At 36.2% G+C, this 18,768-nt stretch carries 20 protein-coding genes; 12 read left to right on the forward strand and 8 right to left on the reverse strand.

Annotated features, from left to right (window positions below; genetic code table 11):
- Positions 1–10: 10 nt before the first annotated feature.
- From CQ022_RS04815 to CQ022_RS04860, 9 genes are all read left to right on the forward strand, one after another.
- Positions 11–724 carry an alpha/beta hydrolase-fold protein gene (locus tag CQ022_RS04815; protein WP_105682103.1) on the forward strand — a complete coding sequence of 238 codons (714 nt, stop codon included), beginning with the start codon at positions 11–13 and terminating at the stop codon, positions 722–724.
- A gap of 54 nt (positions 725–778) precedes the next feature.
- Entirely contained in the window at positions 779–1,732 is a 954-nt protein-coding gene (locus CQ022_RS04820) for a RimK family alpha-L-glutamate ligase (protein ID WP_105682102.1), read from the forward strand.
- Between the two features lie 30 nt (positions 1,733–1,762).
- Positions 1,763–2,881, forward strand: coding sequence for a carboxylate-amine ligase (locus tag CQ022_RS04825; protein WP_047374342.1), 1,119 nt, complete (start codon positions 1,763–1,765; stop codon positions 2,879–2,881).
- A gap of 32 nt (positions 2,882–2,913) precedes the next feature.
- On the forward strand, positions 2,914–3,747 hold the full coding sequence (locus CQ022_RS04830; RefSeq protein WP_105682101.1) for a type 1 glutamine amidotransferase: 834 nt from the start codon (positions 2,914–2,916) through the stop codon (positions 3,745–3,747).
- Between the two features lie 179 nt (positions 3,748–3,926).
- Complete coding sequence (locus CQ022_RS04835; protein ID WP_105682100.1) at positions 3,927–5,105, forward strand: hypothetical protein; 1,179 nt, start codon at positions 3,927–3,929, stop codon at positions 5,103–5,105.
- Positions 5,106–5,127: 22 nt separating this feature from the next.
- Complete coding sequence (locus CQ022_RS04840; protein ID WP_105682099.1) at positions 5,128–5,586, forward strand: hypothetical protein; 459 nt, start codon at positions 5,128–5,130, stop codon at positions 5,584–5,586.
- A gap of 376 nt (positions 5,587–5,962) precedes the next feature.
- Positions 5,963–6,418 carry a hypothetical protein gene (locus CQ022_RS04845; protein ID WP_105682098.1) on the forward strand — a complete coding sequence of 152 codons (456 nt, stop codon included), beginning with the start codon at positions 5,963–5,965 and terminating at the stop codon, positions 6,416–6,418.
- 327 nt (positions 6,419–6,745) lie between these two features.
- Entirely contained in the window at positions 6,746–7,684 is a 939-nt protein-coding gene (locus CQ022_RS04855) for a 4Fe-4S dicluster domain-containing protein (protein ID WP_105682096.1), read from the forward strand.
- Between the two features lie 3 nt (positions 7,685–7,687).
- Positions 7,688–8,140, forward strand: a complete 453-nt coding sequence (locus CQ022_RS04860) for a hypothetical protein (RefSeq protein ID WP_123864381.1) — start codon at positions 7,688–7,690, stop codon at positions 8,138–8,140.
- A 67-nt stretch (positions 8,141–8,207) separates the two neighbouring features.
- On the opposite strand, the gene cphA is transcribed toward CQ022_RS04860, so the two are convergent.
- On the reverse strand, positions 8,208–10,838 hold the full coding sequence (gene cphA / locus CQ022_RS04865; protein ID WP_105682094.1) for a cyanophycin synthetase: 2,631 nt from the start codon (positions 10,836–10,838) through the stop codon (positions 8,208–8,210).
- Between the two features lie 201 nt (positions 10,839–11,039).
- On the opposite strand from cphA, the gene CQ022_RS04870 reads away from it, so the two are divergent.
- The 3 genes from CQ022_RS04870 (at position 11,040) to CQ022_RS04880 (ending at position 13,258) form a co-directional block, all read left to right on the forward strand.
- Positions 11,040–11,927 (forward strand): cyanophycinase, encoded by an 888-nt coding sequence (locus CQ022_RS04870; protein WP_105682760.1) that lies wholly within the window; start codon positions 11,040–11,042, stop codon positions 11,925–11,927.
- A 152-nt stretch (positions 11,928–12,079) separates the two neighbouring features.
- Positions 12,080–12,922 carry an isoaspartyl peptidase/L-asparaginase gene (locus tag CQ022_RS04875; protein ID WP_105682093.1) on the forward strand — a complete coding sequence of 281 codons (843 nt, stop codon included), beginning with the start codon at positions 12,080–12,082 and terminating at the stop codon, positions 12,920–12,922.
- Between the two features lie 99 nt (positions 12,923–13,021).
- A complete protein-coding gene (locus CQ022_RS04880; protein ID WP_105682092.1) occupies positions 13,022–13,258 on the forward strand; it encodes a YtxH domain-containing protein in 237 nt (78 codons plus the stop codon).
- Between the two features lie 97 nt (positions 13,259–13,355).
- Here the strand turns inward: CQ022_RS04880 and CQ022_RS04885 are convergent, their stop codons facing one another.
- The 7 genes from CQ022_RS04885 to CQ022_RS04915 all read right to left on the reverse strand — a co-directional run bounded on the left by CQ022_RS04885 (position 13,356) and on the right by CQ022_RS04915 (position 18,723).
- The gene (locus CQ022_RS04885) at positions 13,356–14,147 is read right to left on the reverse strand and encodes a class I SAM-dependent methyltransferase (RefSeq protein WP_105682091.1); all 792 of its coding nucleotides are present in this window, start codon (positions 14,145–14,147) and stop codon (positions 13,356–13,358) included.
- Between the two features lie 62 nt (positions 14,148–14,209).
- The gene (locus CQ022_RS04890; RefSeq protein ID WP_105682090.1) at positions 14,210–14,746 is read right to left on the reverse strand and encodes a PH domain-containing protein; all 537 of its coding nucleotides are present in this window, start codon (positions 14,744–14,746) and stop codon (positions 14,210–14,212) included.
- Between the two features lie 53 nt (positions 14,747–14,799).
- A complete protein-coding gene (locus tag CQ022_RS04895) occupies positions 14,800–15,447 on the reverse strand; it encodes a GNAT family N-acetyltransferase (RefSeq protein ID WP_105682089.1) in 648 nt (215 codons plus the stop codon).
- A gap of 18 nt (positions 15,448–15,465) precedes the next feature.
- Complete coding sequence (locus CQ022_RS23095; RefSeq protein WP_105682088.1) at positions 15,466–16,314, reverse strand: PH domain-containing protein; 849 nt, start codon at positions 16,312–16,314, stop codon at positions 15,466–15,468.
- 115 nt (positions 16,315–16,429) lie between these two features.
- Positions 16,430–17,800, reverse strand: a complete 1,371-nt coding sequence (gene hisS, locus CQ022_RS04905; protein WP_105682087.1) for a histidine--tRNA ligase — start codon at positions 17,798–17,800, stop codon at positions 16,430–16,432.
- 120 nt (positions 17,801–17,920) lie between these two features.
- Positions 17,921–18,376: an HRDC domain-containing protein gene (locus tag CQ022_RS04910; RefSeq protein ID WP_228421608.1), complete on the reverse strand. Its 456-nt coding sequence runs from the start codon at positions 18,374–18,376 to the stop codon at positions 17,921–17,923.
- Positions 18,377–18,390: 14 nt separating this feature from the next.
- Complete coding sequence (locus CQ022_RS04915; protein WP_105682085.1) at positions 18,391–18,723, reverse strand: single-stranded DNA-binding protein; 333 nt, start codon at positions 18,721–18,723, stop codon at positions 18,391–18,393.
- Positions 18,724–18,768 lie beyond the last annotated feature (45 nt).

Consider the following 18,768-nt stretch of genomic DNA (forward strand, 5'->3'; position numbering starts at 1 on the left):
ATAAGGAAAAATGCCTCACATAGAACATACAGAGTATTATTCAAATATATTGGGAACAAGTCTCAAGGTAGAAGTGACCGGGCATTACGGCCATCCTGTCATTATGTTTCCTACTTCCCAGGGACAATATACCCAGAATCATGATTTTCATCTTAACGGAAGTATCAACTGGTTTATAGAACAGGGAAAAGTAAAACTTTACAATGTACAGACCATCGACAGCTGGAGTTTTTATGATGATAAGATATCTCCTCAGCAAAGGATCAGAAACTATGAACGATATGTACAGTTTCTGATCAAGGAATTCGTTCCTTATATACAAAAGCTTCACAAGACTCATCGTGTAGCTGTTGCAGGAGCTAGTTTTGGAGGGTATCATGCCGCCAATTTTGCTTTCAGGTTTCCTGATGTGGTTTCCCATCTGTTTTGCCTTTCAGGAGCATTCACTATAAGAAACTTTATGGAGGGTTATTCTGATGATCTGGTCTACTTCAACTGTCCAAGAGAGTTTATAAGAAACGACGAAGCCTGGAAATACAAGCATATGCATATAGTACTGAGCACTTCTGATCAGGATATATGCAAAGATAAAAATATTGAAATGGCTGAAATCCTGAGAGTAAAAGGCATAGAATTCTGGTATGATGAAAGAAAATGGATCGGTCACGACTGGCCATTATGGAGAATGGTCTTCCCTACATTTATAGGAGCATTTTTCTCTTAAAAACAATAAAAAACAAATAGAAAAAAAATAACACCCACCTTAAAAACAAAAATTATGACAAAAAAAGTAGGAATTCTTTTCGGTATGGAAGACACTTTTCCCTGGGCATTTATAGACAAAGTGAATGAACTGGGAGGTGGAGACATCATAGCTGAACCCGTTAACATTGACAAACTGGAGCAGGGAGCAGATTATGGCTATGCAGTGATCATCGACAGAATTTCGCAGGACGTTCCCTTTTACAGAGCTTACCTGAAAAATGCAGCTCTTAACGGCACTTATGTAATTAACAATCCTTTTTGGTGGAGTGCTGACGAGAAATTCTTCAACAATGCTCTGATGTCCAAACTTGGCATTCCGCTTCCTAAAACAGTTCTGCTTCCGTCTCATGAAAGACCGGATAATACTTCTGAAACTTCATTCAGAAACCTGAAATTTCCTCATGACTGGGAATACATCTTCAATTATGTAGGATTTCCTGCGTATATGAAACCTCATGACGGAGGTGGCTGGAAAAACGTTTACAGAGTAGAAAATCCGGATGATCTTTGGAGTAAACTAGGAGAAACAGAACAGCTGGTGATGATGGTACAGGAGGAAATTATCTTCGATGATTATTACAGAGTGTACTGCCTGGGCAGGAAATATGTTCACATCATGCCTTATGAACCCAGAAATGCCCCTCATTTGAGATATGCCACTACACATCAGACTCAAGGGGAAGAGCTTGAAAAGCTATTGAAAACCATTCATGATTACACCATTACTATGAATGAGGCTCTTGGATATGATTTTAATACGGTAGAGTTTGCTGTAAGAGATGGTATTCCTTATGCCATTGACTTCTGCAACCCAGCTCCGGATGCAGACCGAAATTCTGTAGGAGAAGAAAATTTTGCATGGATCATAGAGCACGCCGCAAAACTGGCTATTGAAAAAGCTAAAGAATATGTTCCGGGGAAACCTAATATTACTTGGGGAACCTTTGTGAAAAATTCCATAAAATAACATTGAAAAAGAATTAAAAAACACAAAAAAATGCATCAGTTTACTATTGGAATTGAAGAAGAATATCAGATTATCGATGTGGAAAGCAGAGATCTGGTTTCTCACGTTTCAAAAATCATTGAGGGCGGCAAGGCGGTTTTAAGTGAAAATTTAAAGCATGAAATGCATGAATCCATGATTGAAATGGAAACAGGAATCTGTCAGAATATTCAGGAAGCCAGAGCAGAATTAACAAATTTAAGACGTCACCTCATCAATATCGCCCATGAGCAGGGACTTCGTGTTTCCGGAGGAGGCACACACCCTTTTTCACACTGGTCTGATAACAATATCACTCAGGGAGAAAGATATATAAAAATCGTGGATGATATGGGAGATGTAGCCCGTGAAAATCTTATTTTCGGACTGCATGTTCACATTGGAATTCCCAACCGTGAAGAAGGGGTAAGAATTCAGAATGTCATGCGTTATTTTCTTCCTCACGTATATGCACTTTCTACCAATTCACCTTTCTGGATTGGAAGATATACAGGTTTTAAATCTTACAGACAGGAAATTTTTGTAAAATTCCCAAGAACCGGTATTCCCAGTTATTTTAACTCTCTGGCAGAATTCGACAGTTATGTAGATCTTCTGGTAAAAACAGGAACCATCGACAATGCCAAGAAAATCTGGTGGGATTTACGTGTACATCCATTCTATCCAACAATTGAATTCAGAATCTGCGATATGCCTTTAAGAATTGATGAAACTGTATGTCTTGCTGCCATCATGCAGAGTCTCGTTGCTAAAATTTATAAACTTCATCAGCAAAACCTAAGTTTCAGAAGCTATAGAAGATTGCTGCTGAACGAAAATAAATGGCGGGCCTCCAAAAGTGGTATCGAAGCTCATCTGATCGATTTCGGAAAAGAAGAATCCGTTCCTTATCCTCATTTATTGAAAGAACTTTTAGAGTTTATTGATGATGTGGTAGACGATTTGGGATGTCGTCATGAAGTGGAATATGCATGGAAAATTCTTGAAAACGGAACCGGCGCAGACAGGCAGCTTCAGATCTTTAAAGAAACAGGCGACCTGACAAAAGTCGTTGATTATATGATCTCTGAAACGGAGTACGGCATTACCCACGGCGAACCCGCTTCATAATTTTTTGGTAACTTTACAAAAAATATGATGTAATGAAAGATATTCGAATTGCTCTGCTGGACATGAACAATAATCATGTGAACCAAGGCTTTAGAAACATTAAAGAAATTTCTGAATCTTTTCAGCAGAACTCTGAAGAAAATGTTGTGATCAAAACATTTGATGTAAGATTTAAAGATGAAATGCCGGAGATCGGAGATTTTGACATTTTCATTTCTTCAGGCGGACCTGGAAATCCTCATCGGGAAGGTCTTGCCTGGGAAGACAGATTTGCTTCTTTTTTAGATGCTGTTCTTGAGCATAACAAATACAATGAAGATAAAAAATATCTTTTCCTGATCTGCCATTCATTCCAGCTGGCAAGTATTCACTGGAATCTGGGCAATATCTGCAAAAGAAAGTCTTATTCTTTCGGAGTAATGCCTGTTCACAAAACCGATGAAGGCAGAGATGAGTTTTTATTCAAAAATCTTCAGGATCCTTTTTATGCCGTAGATTCCAGAGCATATCAGTTTATTGAACCGGATCATCAGCGTTTCGAAGAGCTTGGAATGACCATCATGGCGATTGAAAAATTCAGACCTCATATCAATCTTGAAAGAGCTGTAATGGCTGTTCGTTTTTCGGAAGAGATATTCGGAACACAGTTTCACCCCGAAGCCAATCCTGAATCTTTGATTGAAAATCTGAAGGATGAAAAAAACAGAGAAGCCATGATTGAAAACTTCGGAATGGAAAAATATCTTGAAACCATGGACAGAATAGATGATGAAGACAAAATCATTCTGACCAGACATCAAATTCTTCCGAGATTTCTCCAGTTTGCAAAAAAAAACATTTTGAAAGAAGCTGAAACTTTGGTTTAAAAGGCTGGAAGCTGGAGGAAGGATGCTGGAAGTTATTATCGGTTAAGGCTACATATTTTAGAACTCATACTATAAGATTATCGCCTTGAAAACTTCCTTCTTCAAGCTTCCAGCTTCCAGCTACCTATAACAATCGGGCAGAAATGCTCGATTTTTTTAACATCACAAAGAAAAAAAATATGATTCCAAAATACAGAAAACAGTACAATCAGGCGTTTTCAGATGAAAAATACAATCAACTAAAAGGTATATTGGCTGAAAAAGGCGGAATAGAACCTACGTTCAGAGTTTCAGAAAGTCCTATTTTCCTTACTAAAGAGTTTGAAGCAAAACTTATTGATGCCAGCGAAAGTATCATCAGCCAGATTAAAGCAATGCCCGCAGAGTTACTTCAAAAAGCCATTCCTGATAACTGCCGGGTCCCCAATGATACGGATCAGCCCCATTTTTTCACAATAGATTTTGGAGTCTGTAAAAGCGAAAACGGATCAATAGAACCTCAGCTGATAGAGCTTCAGGCATTTCCTTCTTTGTATGCTTTTCAAAAAGTATATGAAGAGACGTACTGCGAGGTCTATCCTTTCCTTTCAGAAATCAAAAATCCTATGTCTCATGAGTCATTTAAGAACTATTTGAAAGAACTGATTGTAGGAGATGAAGATCCTGAAAATGTAATCCTGCTTGAAATCTTTCCGGAAAAACAAAAAACTGCGATTGATTTTGCTCTGACAGAAAAATTATTAGGAATTAAAACAATATGTCTGACGAAAGTAAAGAAAGAAGGGCGAAAGCTGTATTACGAAAATAATGGTACGCTTACCGAAATCAAAAGAATCTATAACCGTGTTATATTTGACGAACTGGATAATATTCCTGATCTTACCCCTGAATTTAATTTCCGTGAGGAAGTGGATGTCAAGTGGATTACTCACCCTAATTGGTTCTTTAAAATATCAAAGTTCCTTTTACCTTTACTTCAGCATGAGTTTGTTCCAAAGAGTTATTTCCTGCATGAATTCCCGGAAAATGAAAACCTTGAAGATTTTGTACTAAAACCTTTGTTTTCATTCGCTGGAAGTGGTGTCAATTTAAATCCTACAAAAGAAATTACAGACTCCATTCAGGATAAAGAAAACTATATTTTGCAGAGAAAAGTGTACTATGAGCCTATTTTTGAAGATATCAACGGAGATTTTTCAAAAGCAGAGATCCGTTTGTTGTATATTTGGCGGGAAAATGATGAACGCCCTATCCTATTGGAAAATCTTGGAAGAATGACTAAAGCCGCAATGGTAAATGTAGATTTCAATAAAAAAGATGCCATCTGGATTGGAAGTTCAAATGCTTTTTTTGGATAAAAACTTATAAAACTAATACTACATGGAAGAAAAGCCAACCGCTTTTGCAGAATTTGAAAACCACAGTTTAACACGAAGAAGAAACCTATTACCCACCTGGATTAAAATTTTCTTATGGATCTTTTTAATCGGAGGCGCACTAGCTGCCATTTTTATGATGGCAGGCTCTCTGATGACTCATATCTCTTTATCGTTATATGGGATGGATGCTAATCATCCTTATTCAATGACAGGGTTTTTGATCTGCGCCCTATTCATTTTCAAAGGTATTGTGGCCTATGGACTTTGGTTTGAACAAGACTGGGCAGCACAAGCAGCAATCATTGATGCCATCATAGGAATTGCTATCTGTCTCATTATGATGGCGATTATTCCGTTTGTCAATCCAGCAATCAGCTTTACCCTCAGATTAGAACTCATCCCTTTGTATTTCTATCTTGTGAAAATGCAAAAAATAAAGAAAACCTGGGAAAACTTATAAATACAAACCTCCGAAATTTCGGGGGTTTATTTTTTATATTTTCTTATCTTCTTTCACGAATTCATTGGTCTAATACAATCATCTATTTATCAGTTCACTTTCTTTACAATGGGTTACATACACAGCCATCATAAAAATCAGAACCCAATACAAAACACCTTCCAGTAAAGGCTTTTAAGCTCTATAAGCTGTGATTTATTTTATGTTTATTGTATCTTTGCTTCGAAAAAAAATGAGGTGAGCGTCCTGTCCTGTTGGGAAATTCTTAGAGAAATACCAAAATTGTGATGGGTTAATGTGGATTTTAACAAGATGATTCAATAGAATGGGAAGTTCTAAAGTTTTTTTTTACAAAAGCTAAAATTTAACTATTAGAATGAACAGAAAAACATTTATTCAAAAATCTTTTCATGGAGTCTTATATGCCGCCTTAGGCACCTCTTTACTCTCCTGCATACAAGATAATTTTAATGACGAGATCAGTAGATTCAACAATGATGATCAATTAAAAAAAAGATTTAAGCCTATATACATCATTAATGAGGGCTCTGATATCAAAGGAAGAAAGTCAAAATCAGTAAAATTTGACATAAGAAAATCCATCCTTATGGAATTTGTAAGTCTGGGATATATTACTCTAAATGAATCTATCAGCGAAACTAATAAAATCAATAAAAATTTAAAAATAATGAAGTTGAATGATGAGTTTTCATGTGTTCTTTTCAGGGAACCCATCCAAATAAGCTTACCCAATACCTTTACAAAACTTAAGTTTCAATACAAGATAATTTTAATGACGAGATCAGTAGATTCAACAATGATGATCAATTAAAAAAAAGATTTAAGCCTATATACATCATTAATGAGGGCTCTGATATCAAAGGAAGAAAGTCAAAATCAGTAAAATTTGACATAAGAAAATCCATCCTTATGGAATTTGTAAGTCTGGGATATATTACTCTAAATGAATCTATCAGCGAAACTAATAAAATCAATAAAAATTTAAAAATAATGAAGTTGAATGATGAGTTTTCATGTGTTCTTTTCAGGGAACCCATCCAAATAAGCTTACCCAATACCTTTACAAAACTTAAGTTTCAATATATCCATTACAGTGAGCTTAGTGAAAACTTTACAAAAAAAGAAATAATATTTTAAGATGTCTTTTATTATTGGTGAAAAAATCCTGGTACAGGGTGAACATTGTATAGAATGTACAATGTGTGTTCCGGAATGTCCGGAACAGGCTATTGATGATACTGAAATGTATTTGGATGTAGGCGGATATGTCTCTCTTAAAGGGGTAACCATATCTATAAATGTAGAAAAATGTATTGGTTGTGGTGACTGTATTCCAGTATGCCCTACTTCGGTATTTTCTTACTTAAATGAGCCTAATCCCGGAGGTAATAATGGAGGCGGTACCATTGGTGGTGGTGGTCAACCCGGACAGGATGGTGAGGATAAAGATCCTTGTTTACAAGCTGCCCAGCCCTCTGCTCACGCAACACAGCTTTCTCAAACTGATGCATTTAATAATGCATTCAGCACAATTGGAGGAATTAATGATGGAAAAGAACACGGCTATGTACTCGGAAGCCAAAATGGAGCTATTATTTCTACCGACGTACAACATGGAGGTCCAAACAACATGACTTTGAATCACAATTTTGAAAATCCGGTGGGGAGCATACATATACATCCGGCCAACGATTCTCCACCATCAGTTGGAGACGTATATTCACTTATCAATGCTTACAACGGGCATAATACTTACAGCACCTATTATGTAATGAATCCCGATGGTACAGTTTATGCTCTGGTAGTAACCGACCCTGCTGCTATGAACCAGTTCTTACAGAACCATCCTTCTACACAAATTTCAGGATTTGCGCCTAATTTCCCACCTCCTTTATTTGACGATTGGAATGATTTTGATGGAAACTGGGAAATGTCATTATCTCATATTCTGGATAAATATGATGCAGGAATGGCTTTATTAAAAAGAGATAATCAGGGGAATTTTAGAAAAATAAAAATTGATACCAAAAAAAATCCTGACGGAACTAGTACAAACACTCAAACCAACTGCCCTTAAATCATGAAAAATACATTTACTTTCATTTTACTGATAACTCTAAGTTTCTTTTATAAAATGAATGCACAAGAAAAAGTATCCTCAAAGCAGACCATCGGAAGATTTGAGGCTAAAAAAAATAATTATATTGGAAAAAAAGTTAAGGATCTATTAAAAGATTTAAAATTGGATATTCAACTGGTTAGTTTTGGAGGAGGTGCGCCTGAAGCCAATAACTTTATCACAATAAGGTTTATTGATGATATCAGAAATTCTGATAAAAATGCGAAATCAGCCAAAATAACACTTTTCATTAAGGAACATGACAGAGCTACTAACAAGCTATTTCAAAGCACTTCAGGTCTTAAAAAAAGAATTAAGAGAGACTCTGTAAGATATAAGACCAATGAAGATATGTTAAAAGGATATGAAAATCTTACTATAGTAGAAATTTACGCTAATTCTGATAAAAACTAAGTTGGTATTTTCAATATCTGTAGATAAAAGAATCGGGCTGAACCAAAGGTTCAGCCCGATTTTTAAATTATATATTTTTATCATCTTCGAGTAATTCCTTGGCCTGGTATTCCTGAACCAGATCAATAGCATTGGAAATAACATCACTTAAAGCTGTGATAAATGTTCCTTCTTCTGCCATTCCAATAGCATGTTTCAAGGCTTCAATTTCTTTAGGAATGATTTCATAGCTGACATCTCTGCCTGCAGCATTAATTCCATCAATAATCAACCCGTTGATTTCCTCTTCGGTTCTTCCGCGAAGATGTTTCTCATTTCGGATGATAATATAATCGAACATTCTTCCGGCAATCTTCCCGCACTCTCTGATATCATTATCTCTTCGGTCTCCAACACCGGATATAATACCTATCTTCTTTGTAGATTCCACATTTTTCAGATAATCTTCAATGGCTTCATATCCTGAAGGATTGTGAGCAAAGTCAATCAGTACTTTAAAATTTTTAAATTTAAAAACATTCAGTCTTCCCGGAGTAAGCTGTGCACTTGGAATAAAGGTTCTTAAAGAATTAGAAATATCCTCAATTCCGAATCCGTAAAGATAACTTGCCAAGCTAGCCGCCAATACGTTTTCAATCATAAATCGGGCTTTTCCTTCCATCGTAATCGGGAAATCTTTGGCTTTTCCTATTCTGATTTTCCAATCTCCTTTTTTAATGGTGACAAAACCTTCTTCATACACACAGGTAATTCTTCCTTCTTTTGCAAATTTTACAATATGAGGATTGTTTTCATCCATACTGAAAATAGCGACACTGGAATCAAGATCATTCACAATCTTCATCGAATATTCATTATCTGCATTCAACACACTCCATCCGCTCTTTTTAACGCTATCCAGTACGACCCGTTTTACTTTGGTAAGATCTTTTAAACTGTGAATATCATTCATCCCCAGATGATCTTCTTCAATATTGGTAAGAACTCCAATATCACATTGCGAAAACCCGAGTCCGGAACGTAAGATTCCTCCTCTGGCAGTCTCCAGAACTGCAAATTCTACTGTAGGATCTTTTAGAATAAATTCTGCAGAAAGCGGCCCTGTTGTATCTCCTTTTGACAACATGGTATTCTGAATATAAATTCCATCCGAAGTGGTAAATCCTACCCTGTAGCCATTGCTTTTTACAATATGGGAAATAAGTCTCGTTGTTGTTGTTTTTCCGTTAGTCCCCGTTACGGCAATAATCGGAATGGTAAAAGGTTTTCCCTGAGGATACAGCATATCCACCACCGGTGCAGCAACGTTTCTTGGCAATCCTTCACTTGGTGCAAGGTGCATTCTGAATCCAGGTGCTGCATTCACTTCAATAATAGCTCCACCACTTTCCTTTAAAGGCTGCGTAAGATTCTCCGCCATCACATCAATACCGCAGACATCCAATCCGATAATTCTGGAAATTCTTTCCGCCATGGTGATATTTTCCGGATGTACCATATCCGTAACATCAATGGACGTTCCTCCGGTTGAAAGATTGGCAGTAGATTTCAAATAAACCACTTCTCCTCTCTGAGGAATTGTTTCCAGCGTATACTGAAGCTTTTCAAGAAGTTCTAAGGTATCTTTATCCACCTCAATCTCAGTAAGGACATTTTCATGACCATAGCCTCTTCTTGGATCTTTGTTTTCTTTCTCAATCAGTTGCTGAAGATTGAGTTCTCCATCCCCTACAACATGAGCCGGAACTCTTCTTGCAGCAGCCACCATTTTATTATTGATCACCAGTATACGAAAATCGTAGCCCGTGATATACTTTTCAACAATGACTTTTCTTGAATATTTCTGGGCATGTTCCAGACCTATTATAGCAACATCCCAGTCGTTGACATTAATGGAAGAACCTTTTCCGTGGTTTCCATCCAAAGGTTTTAAAACAATGGGATACCCAATTTTTTTAATCACAGCGTTTAAACCTTCTTCATCAACTACCAGATCACCTGTCGGAACCGGAATGGCAGCATCATGAAGCATTCTCTTGGTTAATTCTTTATTACAGGCAATATCTACAGCGATAGAACTTGTATTCCCCGTAATGGTAGCCTGGAACCTTTGCTGGTTCACCCCATATCCCAGCTGTACCAATGAATTGGTTCCCAATCTGATCCATGGAATTCTTCTGGAAGCCGCTTCCTCCACAATACTTCCGGTAGAAGGACCAAGACGGACACGCTCCCTGATTTCTTTTAATTTATGGATACATGCAGTCAAATCATAATCTTTGCTTTCAATCAGTGCTTCTGCAATCTTTACGGCTTCTTCTGCAGCAAAAATTCCTGCATTTTCTTCAATATAATTAAATACTACATTATATACTCCCGGAGTTTTTGTTTCACGGGTTCTTCCAAACCCTACATCCATTCCTGCCAGAGTCTGTATTTCCAAAGCAATATGCTCAATGACGTGTCCCATCCAGGTTCCCGTTTCCACTCTATGGAAAAAACCTCCTTCCACTCCTTCTGAGCATCGGTGGGTAATTAATGAGGGCATCAGTTTTTCTATTCTTTCCCGGAATCCCTCAATTTTATTGGTAGGATAATTCTCCATTTCTTCTAAGTCCAACCTCATCTGTATCAGCTTCTTTCTTCTGATGCTCCAGATATTTGGACCTCTTAGTGCCTGAATCTTTTCGATTTTCATAGTCTATTGGCATTTTAACAGTTAACAATAACTCCTTTCAAAACCAAAGATAATGTAAAACCCTAAACGAAACTATACCACATTTAAAGATTCGTTAAAAAAAAATTAATTTTAATTAACATTTCTAAAACATTAAAAATCAACTAAAGATGGCACGAATTTCGTCAAAGAATGTTAATTATTTTTTAATTTTGCACTATGATGAAACCTGTTGGAAAATTAATCGTTATCGGAGGAGCTGTAAACAAAGGAAGTTTTGCTGAAACCGACTATGATCAGAATATTGAAAAAAACCTTAATTTTTTTGAACGTGGGATCTTAAGAAAGATCATCAACGAATCAAAACTTAAAGAGAACTCTGTGATTGAAATCGTCACTACCGCTTCTCAAATTCCTCAGATCGTAGGCTCTGAATACAAAAAAGCATTTGAGTTTCTGGGGGCTAAAAATGTAAATGTTCTTGACATCCACAACCGTGAGGAAGCCAATTCTGATGCAATGGTAGCAAGAGCCAACGCTGCTGATGTCATGATGTTTACCGGCGGAGACCAGCTGAGACTAACTTCTATTCTTGGAGGAACAAGATTTCACGATACCGTTTTATTAAAATATCAGGAACAGGATTTTATTTATTCCGGAACTTCTGCAGGTGCTGCAGCAGCTTCTGAAAACATGATCTACCAGGGAAGCAGTTCTGAAGCCCTTCTAAAAGGAGAAATCAAAACTACTCAAGGTTTAGGTTTAATAGATAATGTTATTATTGATACTCACTTTGTACAGCGAGGCAGAATCGGACGTCTTTTCCAGGCAGTAGTGAACAATCCAAGAACTCTAGGAATCGGATTGGGTGAAGATACGGGGCTTTTCATTCATAATGACGTGATGACTGCTGTAGGTTCAGGTCTTGTAATACTGGTAGACGGAAGATTTATCAAAGACACTAATCTTACGAATATCAATCTTGGAGAACCTATTTCTATTGATAACTTAACGGTACATGTGATGTCTATGAATGATCACTATGATCTTACTACAAAGAAATTGACTATTGAAAATTCTCAATTTAATCCAATACCACAGGATAAATAATTGATGTAATCAAAAAACATATTATTAATCATCATAAAAATGGAACTTCGGTTTCATTTTTTTTGTTTAAAGTTTAAGGTTCAATGTTTAATTAGAATTTATAAATTAACTTCGTAAAAGAATATCATTTATCAATCATCATCTATAATTTTATGAAAGTAATTATCCACGGAGGTTTTTTCTCTGAAAGCGATCAAAGCCACGAAGTGAAAACAGCAAAACAGAATTCTTTAAAAGTAATTACTGAAAAGGCATTCGACTATCTTAAAACACATTCAGCTTTTGATACCGTTGCCTATGCCGTATCATTGCTTGAAGACGACCCTTTATACAATGCAGGAATCGGTTCTCAGATCCAGAGTGATGGCGTGATCCGTATGAGTGCTGCCATTATGAACGGAAATACTCAGAGACTAAGTGGTGTGATTAATATTCAAAATGTACAGAACCCTATTTTTGTAGCTAAAGACCTTATCAATGAAGACGACAGGGTTTTAGGAGGAAATGGTGCTAAAATTTATGCTACTGAAAATGGTTTTGAAAATTTTTCTACAGAAATTCCTCAAAGGAGAAAAGAATACGAAGCTAAACTTGCCAATGGCGGCAAAGGAACTGTAGGTTGTGTAGCGATTGATCAGGAAGGAAAACTTGCTGTGGCAACATCTACGGGAGGGAAAGGTTTTGAAATTCCCGGAAGGATTTCAGACTCTGCCACTGTGGCCGGGAATTATGCCAATGCTGTATGTGCCGTGAGCTGTACCGGCGTAGGGGAAGATATTGTCAGCAATGCTACTGCAGCAAAAATTGTAACAAGAGTTACAGATGGGATGAATCTTCAACAGGCCTTCAGCAAGACATTTGATGAACTTAAAACTATTGATGGGTTCGCAGGTGCTATTGCTATTGATAAAGAGGGAAATGTTTATCATCAGGATTCCTATCCTACTATGGTTTTCGCCAGTTTTGACGGTGAAAATTTCGAAGTCTTCTCTTAAATTTAACATTTTTTTATAGGTCTATTTATTTTTTTGGCACGTATTTTACATTATTCATAACAACAAATTTTAATATTAATACATAAAAAAATAGAAATCATGGGAAACAAAGCAAAAGGTTTATTAGCTTTATTAGGTTTAGGAGCATTAGCTTATTGGAAATATAAGAATTCAAGCCCTGAAGATCAACAAGCTGTAAAAGATAAAATCAATACTGCAAAAGACAATCTTAATAAATGGGGAAATGACCTTAAAAGCAAAGCCAATGATGTTGCTTCCCAAGTTCAGAATAAAGTGGACGAAGCGAAAACAAAGGCTGAGGATTCCCTTAGCTAACCAACATAGAGCAGTTTTTTTTAACATTCATATATAGGAAAAAGTCATCGTAGTTTTAATTACGATGACTTTTTATTTTAATTAACAATCTAAGATTTTATTTTTTCTCTGCTGCCAGCGCAAATACCAATGGTATTTTGTTTCCAAACTGTGGAATTCTCCATTTTCCCTTCTCAAATTCTTCTACATGTCTGAAACAAGCATATGGAGACCAGTCAAATTCTCTGAAAGTATTCAATTGTAGATCTTTTTTAATCAAATTATTGAGAACTTCAGATAAAGAATGGTTCCACATGATGTACTCCTGAACAATAGGTGCAGACTGATCCGCATACGTTCCTTCATACGTTTCCACAATAGGTTTTTCATTGAAATAGTGGTAGACAACTTTTGTAAAGTCATCGTCAAACATCCAGACCACAGGATGAAACTCTGCCATAATGAACTTTCCTCCCGGCTTTAGAAAATGATCGATAACACCAGCCCACTTTTCAAGATCAGGAAGCCATCCTATCGTACCATAACTTGTGTAAACGATATCAAATTTCTGTTCCAGAATATCAGGCAGATTATACACATCCGAACAGATAAACTCTGTATCTGTTTCACATTGCCGTGCTAGATCTCTAGCTGTATCAATTGCTTTGTCAGAAAGGTCTATTCCGGTAACCTTAGCTCCCATTCTTGAAAGAGAAATAGAGTCTTGACCGAAATGACATTGAAGATGCAGAATACTTTTCCCTTTTATGTCTCCAAGAAGATCCAGTTCTATTGAATTCAGAGAAGTTCTTCCTTTTAAAAACTCATCTACAAAGTAAAAATCCGATTTCAGGTGGGGTTCTACTTTAGCATTCCAAGATTTTTTATTGATTTCTAAGTAATTTTCCATGATTTTTAGTTTAAAATAATATAGGTTCTGCCGGCAAATTTTCATTATCCAGCATATCGTGATTATAGTTTCTCCATTAATTTTTTCTTTTGCTCCAGAAATTCTTCTTCACTTAAAACTCCTGTTTCTTTTAATCTTCCAAGCTGCTCGAGTTGGTCTAAAACACTGGGCTCTGACTTGCTTTGAAAGGATTTTTCAGGTTGAGACATGAAATCCCTTACTTTTTCACAAAACAGCTCAGCATGGTACTTTCCTACCCCATCAATCTCTACAATATCATCTGTAACCTGAATATCTATGGAAGCCAATAAAAATGCCGTTTCATATTGTATAGAGCTTATCTTGCTGTAAGAAAAATCCTCAACTTTCAATCCATACATGAATTCTTTATCTACAAAAATCAGCCTTCTGTCTGTAGCGACTAAAATAATATGATGATTGTTCAGTTTATTTCTGCCTTCTACGAGGTATACAATTCTTTCGTCTGGTGAAAGGATATCCGGCAATTCATGAATTTCTTTTCGGGCAAATATAGTAGGACTGATATCCAGTTTTTTAAGTTCATCTCTTATTTCGTCAAGTCTTGATCTTTCGCTCATAGCTTTAGTTTATGGATCTAAATTACTATTTATTAATTTGATTCAATAAAAAATTATTCCTCTGAAGGAATCACAACCGAAGTATGGAGGCAATACATCTTCCAGCCTAAAGTTTCATACAATAGTTTTCCCTCTTCTGTAGCCACTAAAAGGTTATTGGAAAAACCCTTTGACAAAGCAATCTTCTCCAGTTCTTTCAGCAAGAAACTAGCGAGTCCTTTCCTTTGATGATTTTTTTCAGTGATAATCCTGTCATAAACAGCAACATCGTCTATAAGAGAAACTCGACCTATAGAGGCCTGTTCCCCATTTTCTGCTACAACTCTGACAACAAAAGTAGTATTGTATTCAGAAAATTCTAAATGATAGCCTTCTGCAAGACTAATTTCCGGGAAATTCATTGGCTGAAAACAGGTCATCAGATATCCTTGTGGCTGTAATTTCCATCTTGCAGGTATTTTTCCTGTAAACTCATCGGGAGACGTTGATATTTTCAGATAAACCCACGGCTCATCAATAGAGTTTGCAAGTTCGAAAAAATCTTCATTAAGTTCAGGAAACACGAAACGTTCTTTTTGTTTTTCATCTCCTACGAACACTCTAAAGCCGGATTTATGTGGAACAGGAAAAGAGACTTCTCTTGATAGACACCATCCTTTAAGCCATTTTTCTACTATTTTTGCCAATACTTTATCTTTCATGATTGGGTGTTAAAAGTTTTATTGTAATTGTTTCAGCAATTTCTTTTTTTGCTCCGCAAATTCTGCATCGGTCAAAATTCCGTTTTCTCTCAGTTTTCCTAATTTCTCAAGTTGATTAAAAATGTCTTCTGATGAAACCGGAATATTTTTGTTTACAGAATCAATTTGTTTTGAAGAATGTTCCCGAGGACTATTATAAATAGCTTTTATCCTGTCGTAGAATTTCTCAGCATCCTCTTTATCCATGAAACATTCAAACTCTACCATTCTTTCATCAAGATGTAATTTGATAATTGGCGATCTGGAATCTGTTACAAAACTTACAGCCTTAATACTTTCGTTAGGGTAATCATTGATTTTTGCAGCCCCAAACATTCCTTTTGAAACAGATATCATTCTTTTGGGTGTTGCTACCAATACTCCTGTGGCCAATGTATTAACGAATTGAGCATCCGTGATCGCAATGATCTGTTCTTCTTCGGAAATCAGATAAGGAAGTTCTTTGATTTCTCCTTTGGTAAAGAGGGAAAGGTTAGCATTCAACATTTCCAGTTCACTCTTTATTTTCTGATGTCTTCGTTTATAAACCTCTTTTGAGATTTGATGGGAGCTAAAATCTATAGCTGCAGGAAGATTCTGTTCTGCAATTGCCACAGCCGGAACCGCTTCAATTTTATCTGCACTCAACATTTTATTAAGATCATCAATACTGAATTTATTAAGATTGTACAGCAATTCATCATTGATATCGCTTAATTTATTTAAACATTTATTGCATAAAACATTGCCGTCTGAAAGTGTATTAGCTCCCAAAAGTGTATCCATAGATGTTAATTCCGTGTTACACAATGCACAATTATTGTTCATTTCTTTTTTACTCAAAAGTATTTAATTCTTCTCACCAATCAAAAAAACAACCACTGAAAATATTTCAAGTGGTTGTTTTTTTTTGATTGATATATTTTACAATAAATCCGCTTTATTATTTTCCCAAGAATTCCTCTAAAGAAACAGTTTTCTGTTCTCCTGCCTCAAGATCTTTATAGGTAACCGTATTATTTTTAATTTCCTCTTCACCCAAGAAGACAAGATTCTTTATGCCTTTCTTCTCTGCATAGGTAAACTGCTTATTAATCTTTGAATTTTCAGGATACAGTTCTGCAGAACTCCCTTTTGCTCTTAGTTGTATGATCAACTTTAAAGCTTCTGTTACTCCTTCTCCACCGAAGTTTGCAAAAAGATATTCTATTTTAGCAGAAGCCTCTTCAGGGAACAGGTTCAATTCTTCCATCACAAGATAAATTCTGTCTAATCCGAATGAAATTCCTATTCCCGGAATGTTTTTCACCCCAAAAACTTCAGTCAGATTATCATATCTACCACCACCTCCAATGGAACCCATGGCAACTTCATCTGCCTTCACTTCGAAAATAGCTCCGGTATAATAATCTAATCCTCTCGCCAGAGTAATATTGAACACCAGGTTTTGAATATCAACACCAAGATTCAGAGATTGGGTAAGAACATATTCAAGTTCTTCCACTCCTTTCAGCCCGATTTCGTTTCCTGCAAATTTCTCTTTCAGTTGAAGGAGGTTTTCCAGTGCATCGTCAGACTGACTGAACAAGAAGTCTAATTTTTCAATAGATTCCTGAGAAATTTCCCTTTCCAGTAATTCTTTAACAACCCCGTCTTTACCAATTTTATCCAGTTTATCCAATGCTACAGTAAAGTCAATCAGTTTATCTGTGATTCCTGCATATTCTGCCAATCCGGAAAGAATCTTTCTGTTGTTCATATGAATCGTTACAGGAACTTTTAGATCTGCAAATGATTTCAAATACAACTGAACCAATTCTACCTCTTGTAGTAAACTTTCACTTCCTACAACATCGGCATCACACTGATAAAATTCTCTGAATCTTCCTTTCTGAGGTCTGTCCGCTCTCCAAACCGGTTGGATTTGAGAACGTTTGAATGGAAATGTCAGTTTCCCATGATTCATTGCCACGAATCTTGCAAAAGGTACAGTAAGATCATAGCGAAGAGCTTTATCTGTAAGACTTTCCGCACTGAAAGGTTTTTCTAATGCTCTTTGAAAATCATGAAGCATCTGGTTCTTTTTCTCTTCTTTTGCTTCGTTGATACTTGAATTTAAAATTTTAAAAATCAAGCGGTCACCCTCTTCTCCGTATTTTCCTGTCAGTGTAGACAGATTTTCAAAACTTGGAGTTTCCAGTGGCTGAAACCCGAATAATTCGAAATTATTCTGTAAAATATTGATGATATATTTTCTTCTGGAAACTTCCTGTGCCGTAAAATCTCTCGTCCCTTTTGCTAAACTTGGCTTCATTTCTTATATGTCATTTTGATAAATGCAAAAGTACGGAATTACAAGGACTTTACACAGTATAAAAAGCTGAAGAAAATCTACCCTCAGCTTTTCTGGTTGTGTTATCAATTATTAAAAAAATCATACACTTTCAAGGATTTCAAGAATTTCTTCACCATAGTTTTCAATCTTATGTTTTCCAAACCCTTTGATTTCGAGTAATTCCTCTTTCCTTGCAGGTTTATATTTGGCCACAGACATCAGTTCTTTATTACTGGCGATAAAATAAGTGGGAAGATTCTGTTCTCTGGCTTTCTCTGATCTCCAGAGTTTCAAAGCATCTAATATCTTTTCTTCATCCCTGTTCAAAGTATCACTCTCGACAGAATATTTGACTGTCTTTGGTTCTTTTACTGTATTTTTTGCAGGCTTTGCTTCTTCAAAATACAATATTACAGACCAATACCGTTCTTCACTTACAAAAGCTGTTTCCACTTTCATAATCTCATTGGCTTCCAGAAAATCATCCAGCATTTTCTGGTCTTTGTAGAGAAACTCTTCAGGAATCCTGATTTTAAAAACTTTTACTTTCATCATTTGTGTTTTTAGAATTATTTACCACCTAATAACAGGATCTCGTCTACGCGAATTTCTGTAACATACCGCTTCACTCCGTCTTTATCATCATATGATCTGTAGGTAAGCTTTCCCTCAATGGCAATTTCTTTTCCTTTGGGAACATATTTTTCAAAAATCTCTGCTGTTTTCCCGAATGCAATAAGGTTATGCCATTGGGTTTCCTCTACCTTTTCTCCTTTGGCATTCGTGTAATGATCACTGGTAGCTAAGGACACACTTGCTTTTACATTTCCGTTATCGAAGTTTACCATTTCAACTTCTTTTCCTGTGTAACCAATTAATGTTACTTTGTTTCTTAGTGACATAATTTTTAGATTTTAAAGATTAATAATTCAGATAAGAGACGTTCA

Source organism: Chryseobacterium culicis (genome assembly GCF_002979755.1).
In the GTDB taxonomy this organism is placed as follows: Bacteria; Bacteroidota; Bacteroidia; order Flavobacteriales; family Weeksellaceae; genus Chryseobacterium; species Chryseobacterium culicis_A.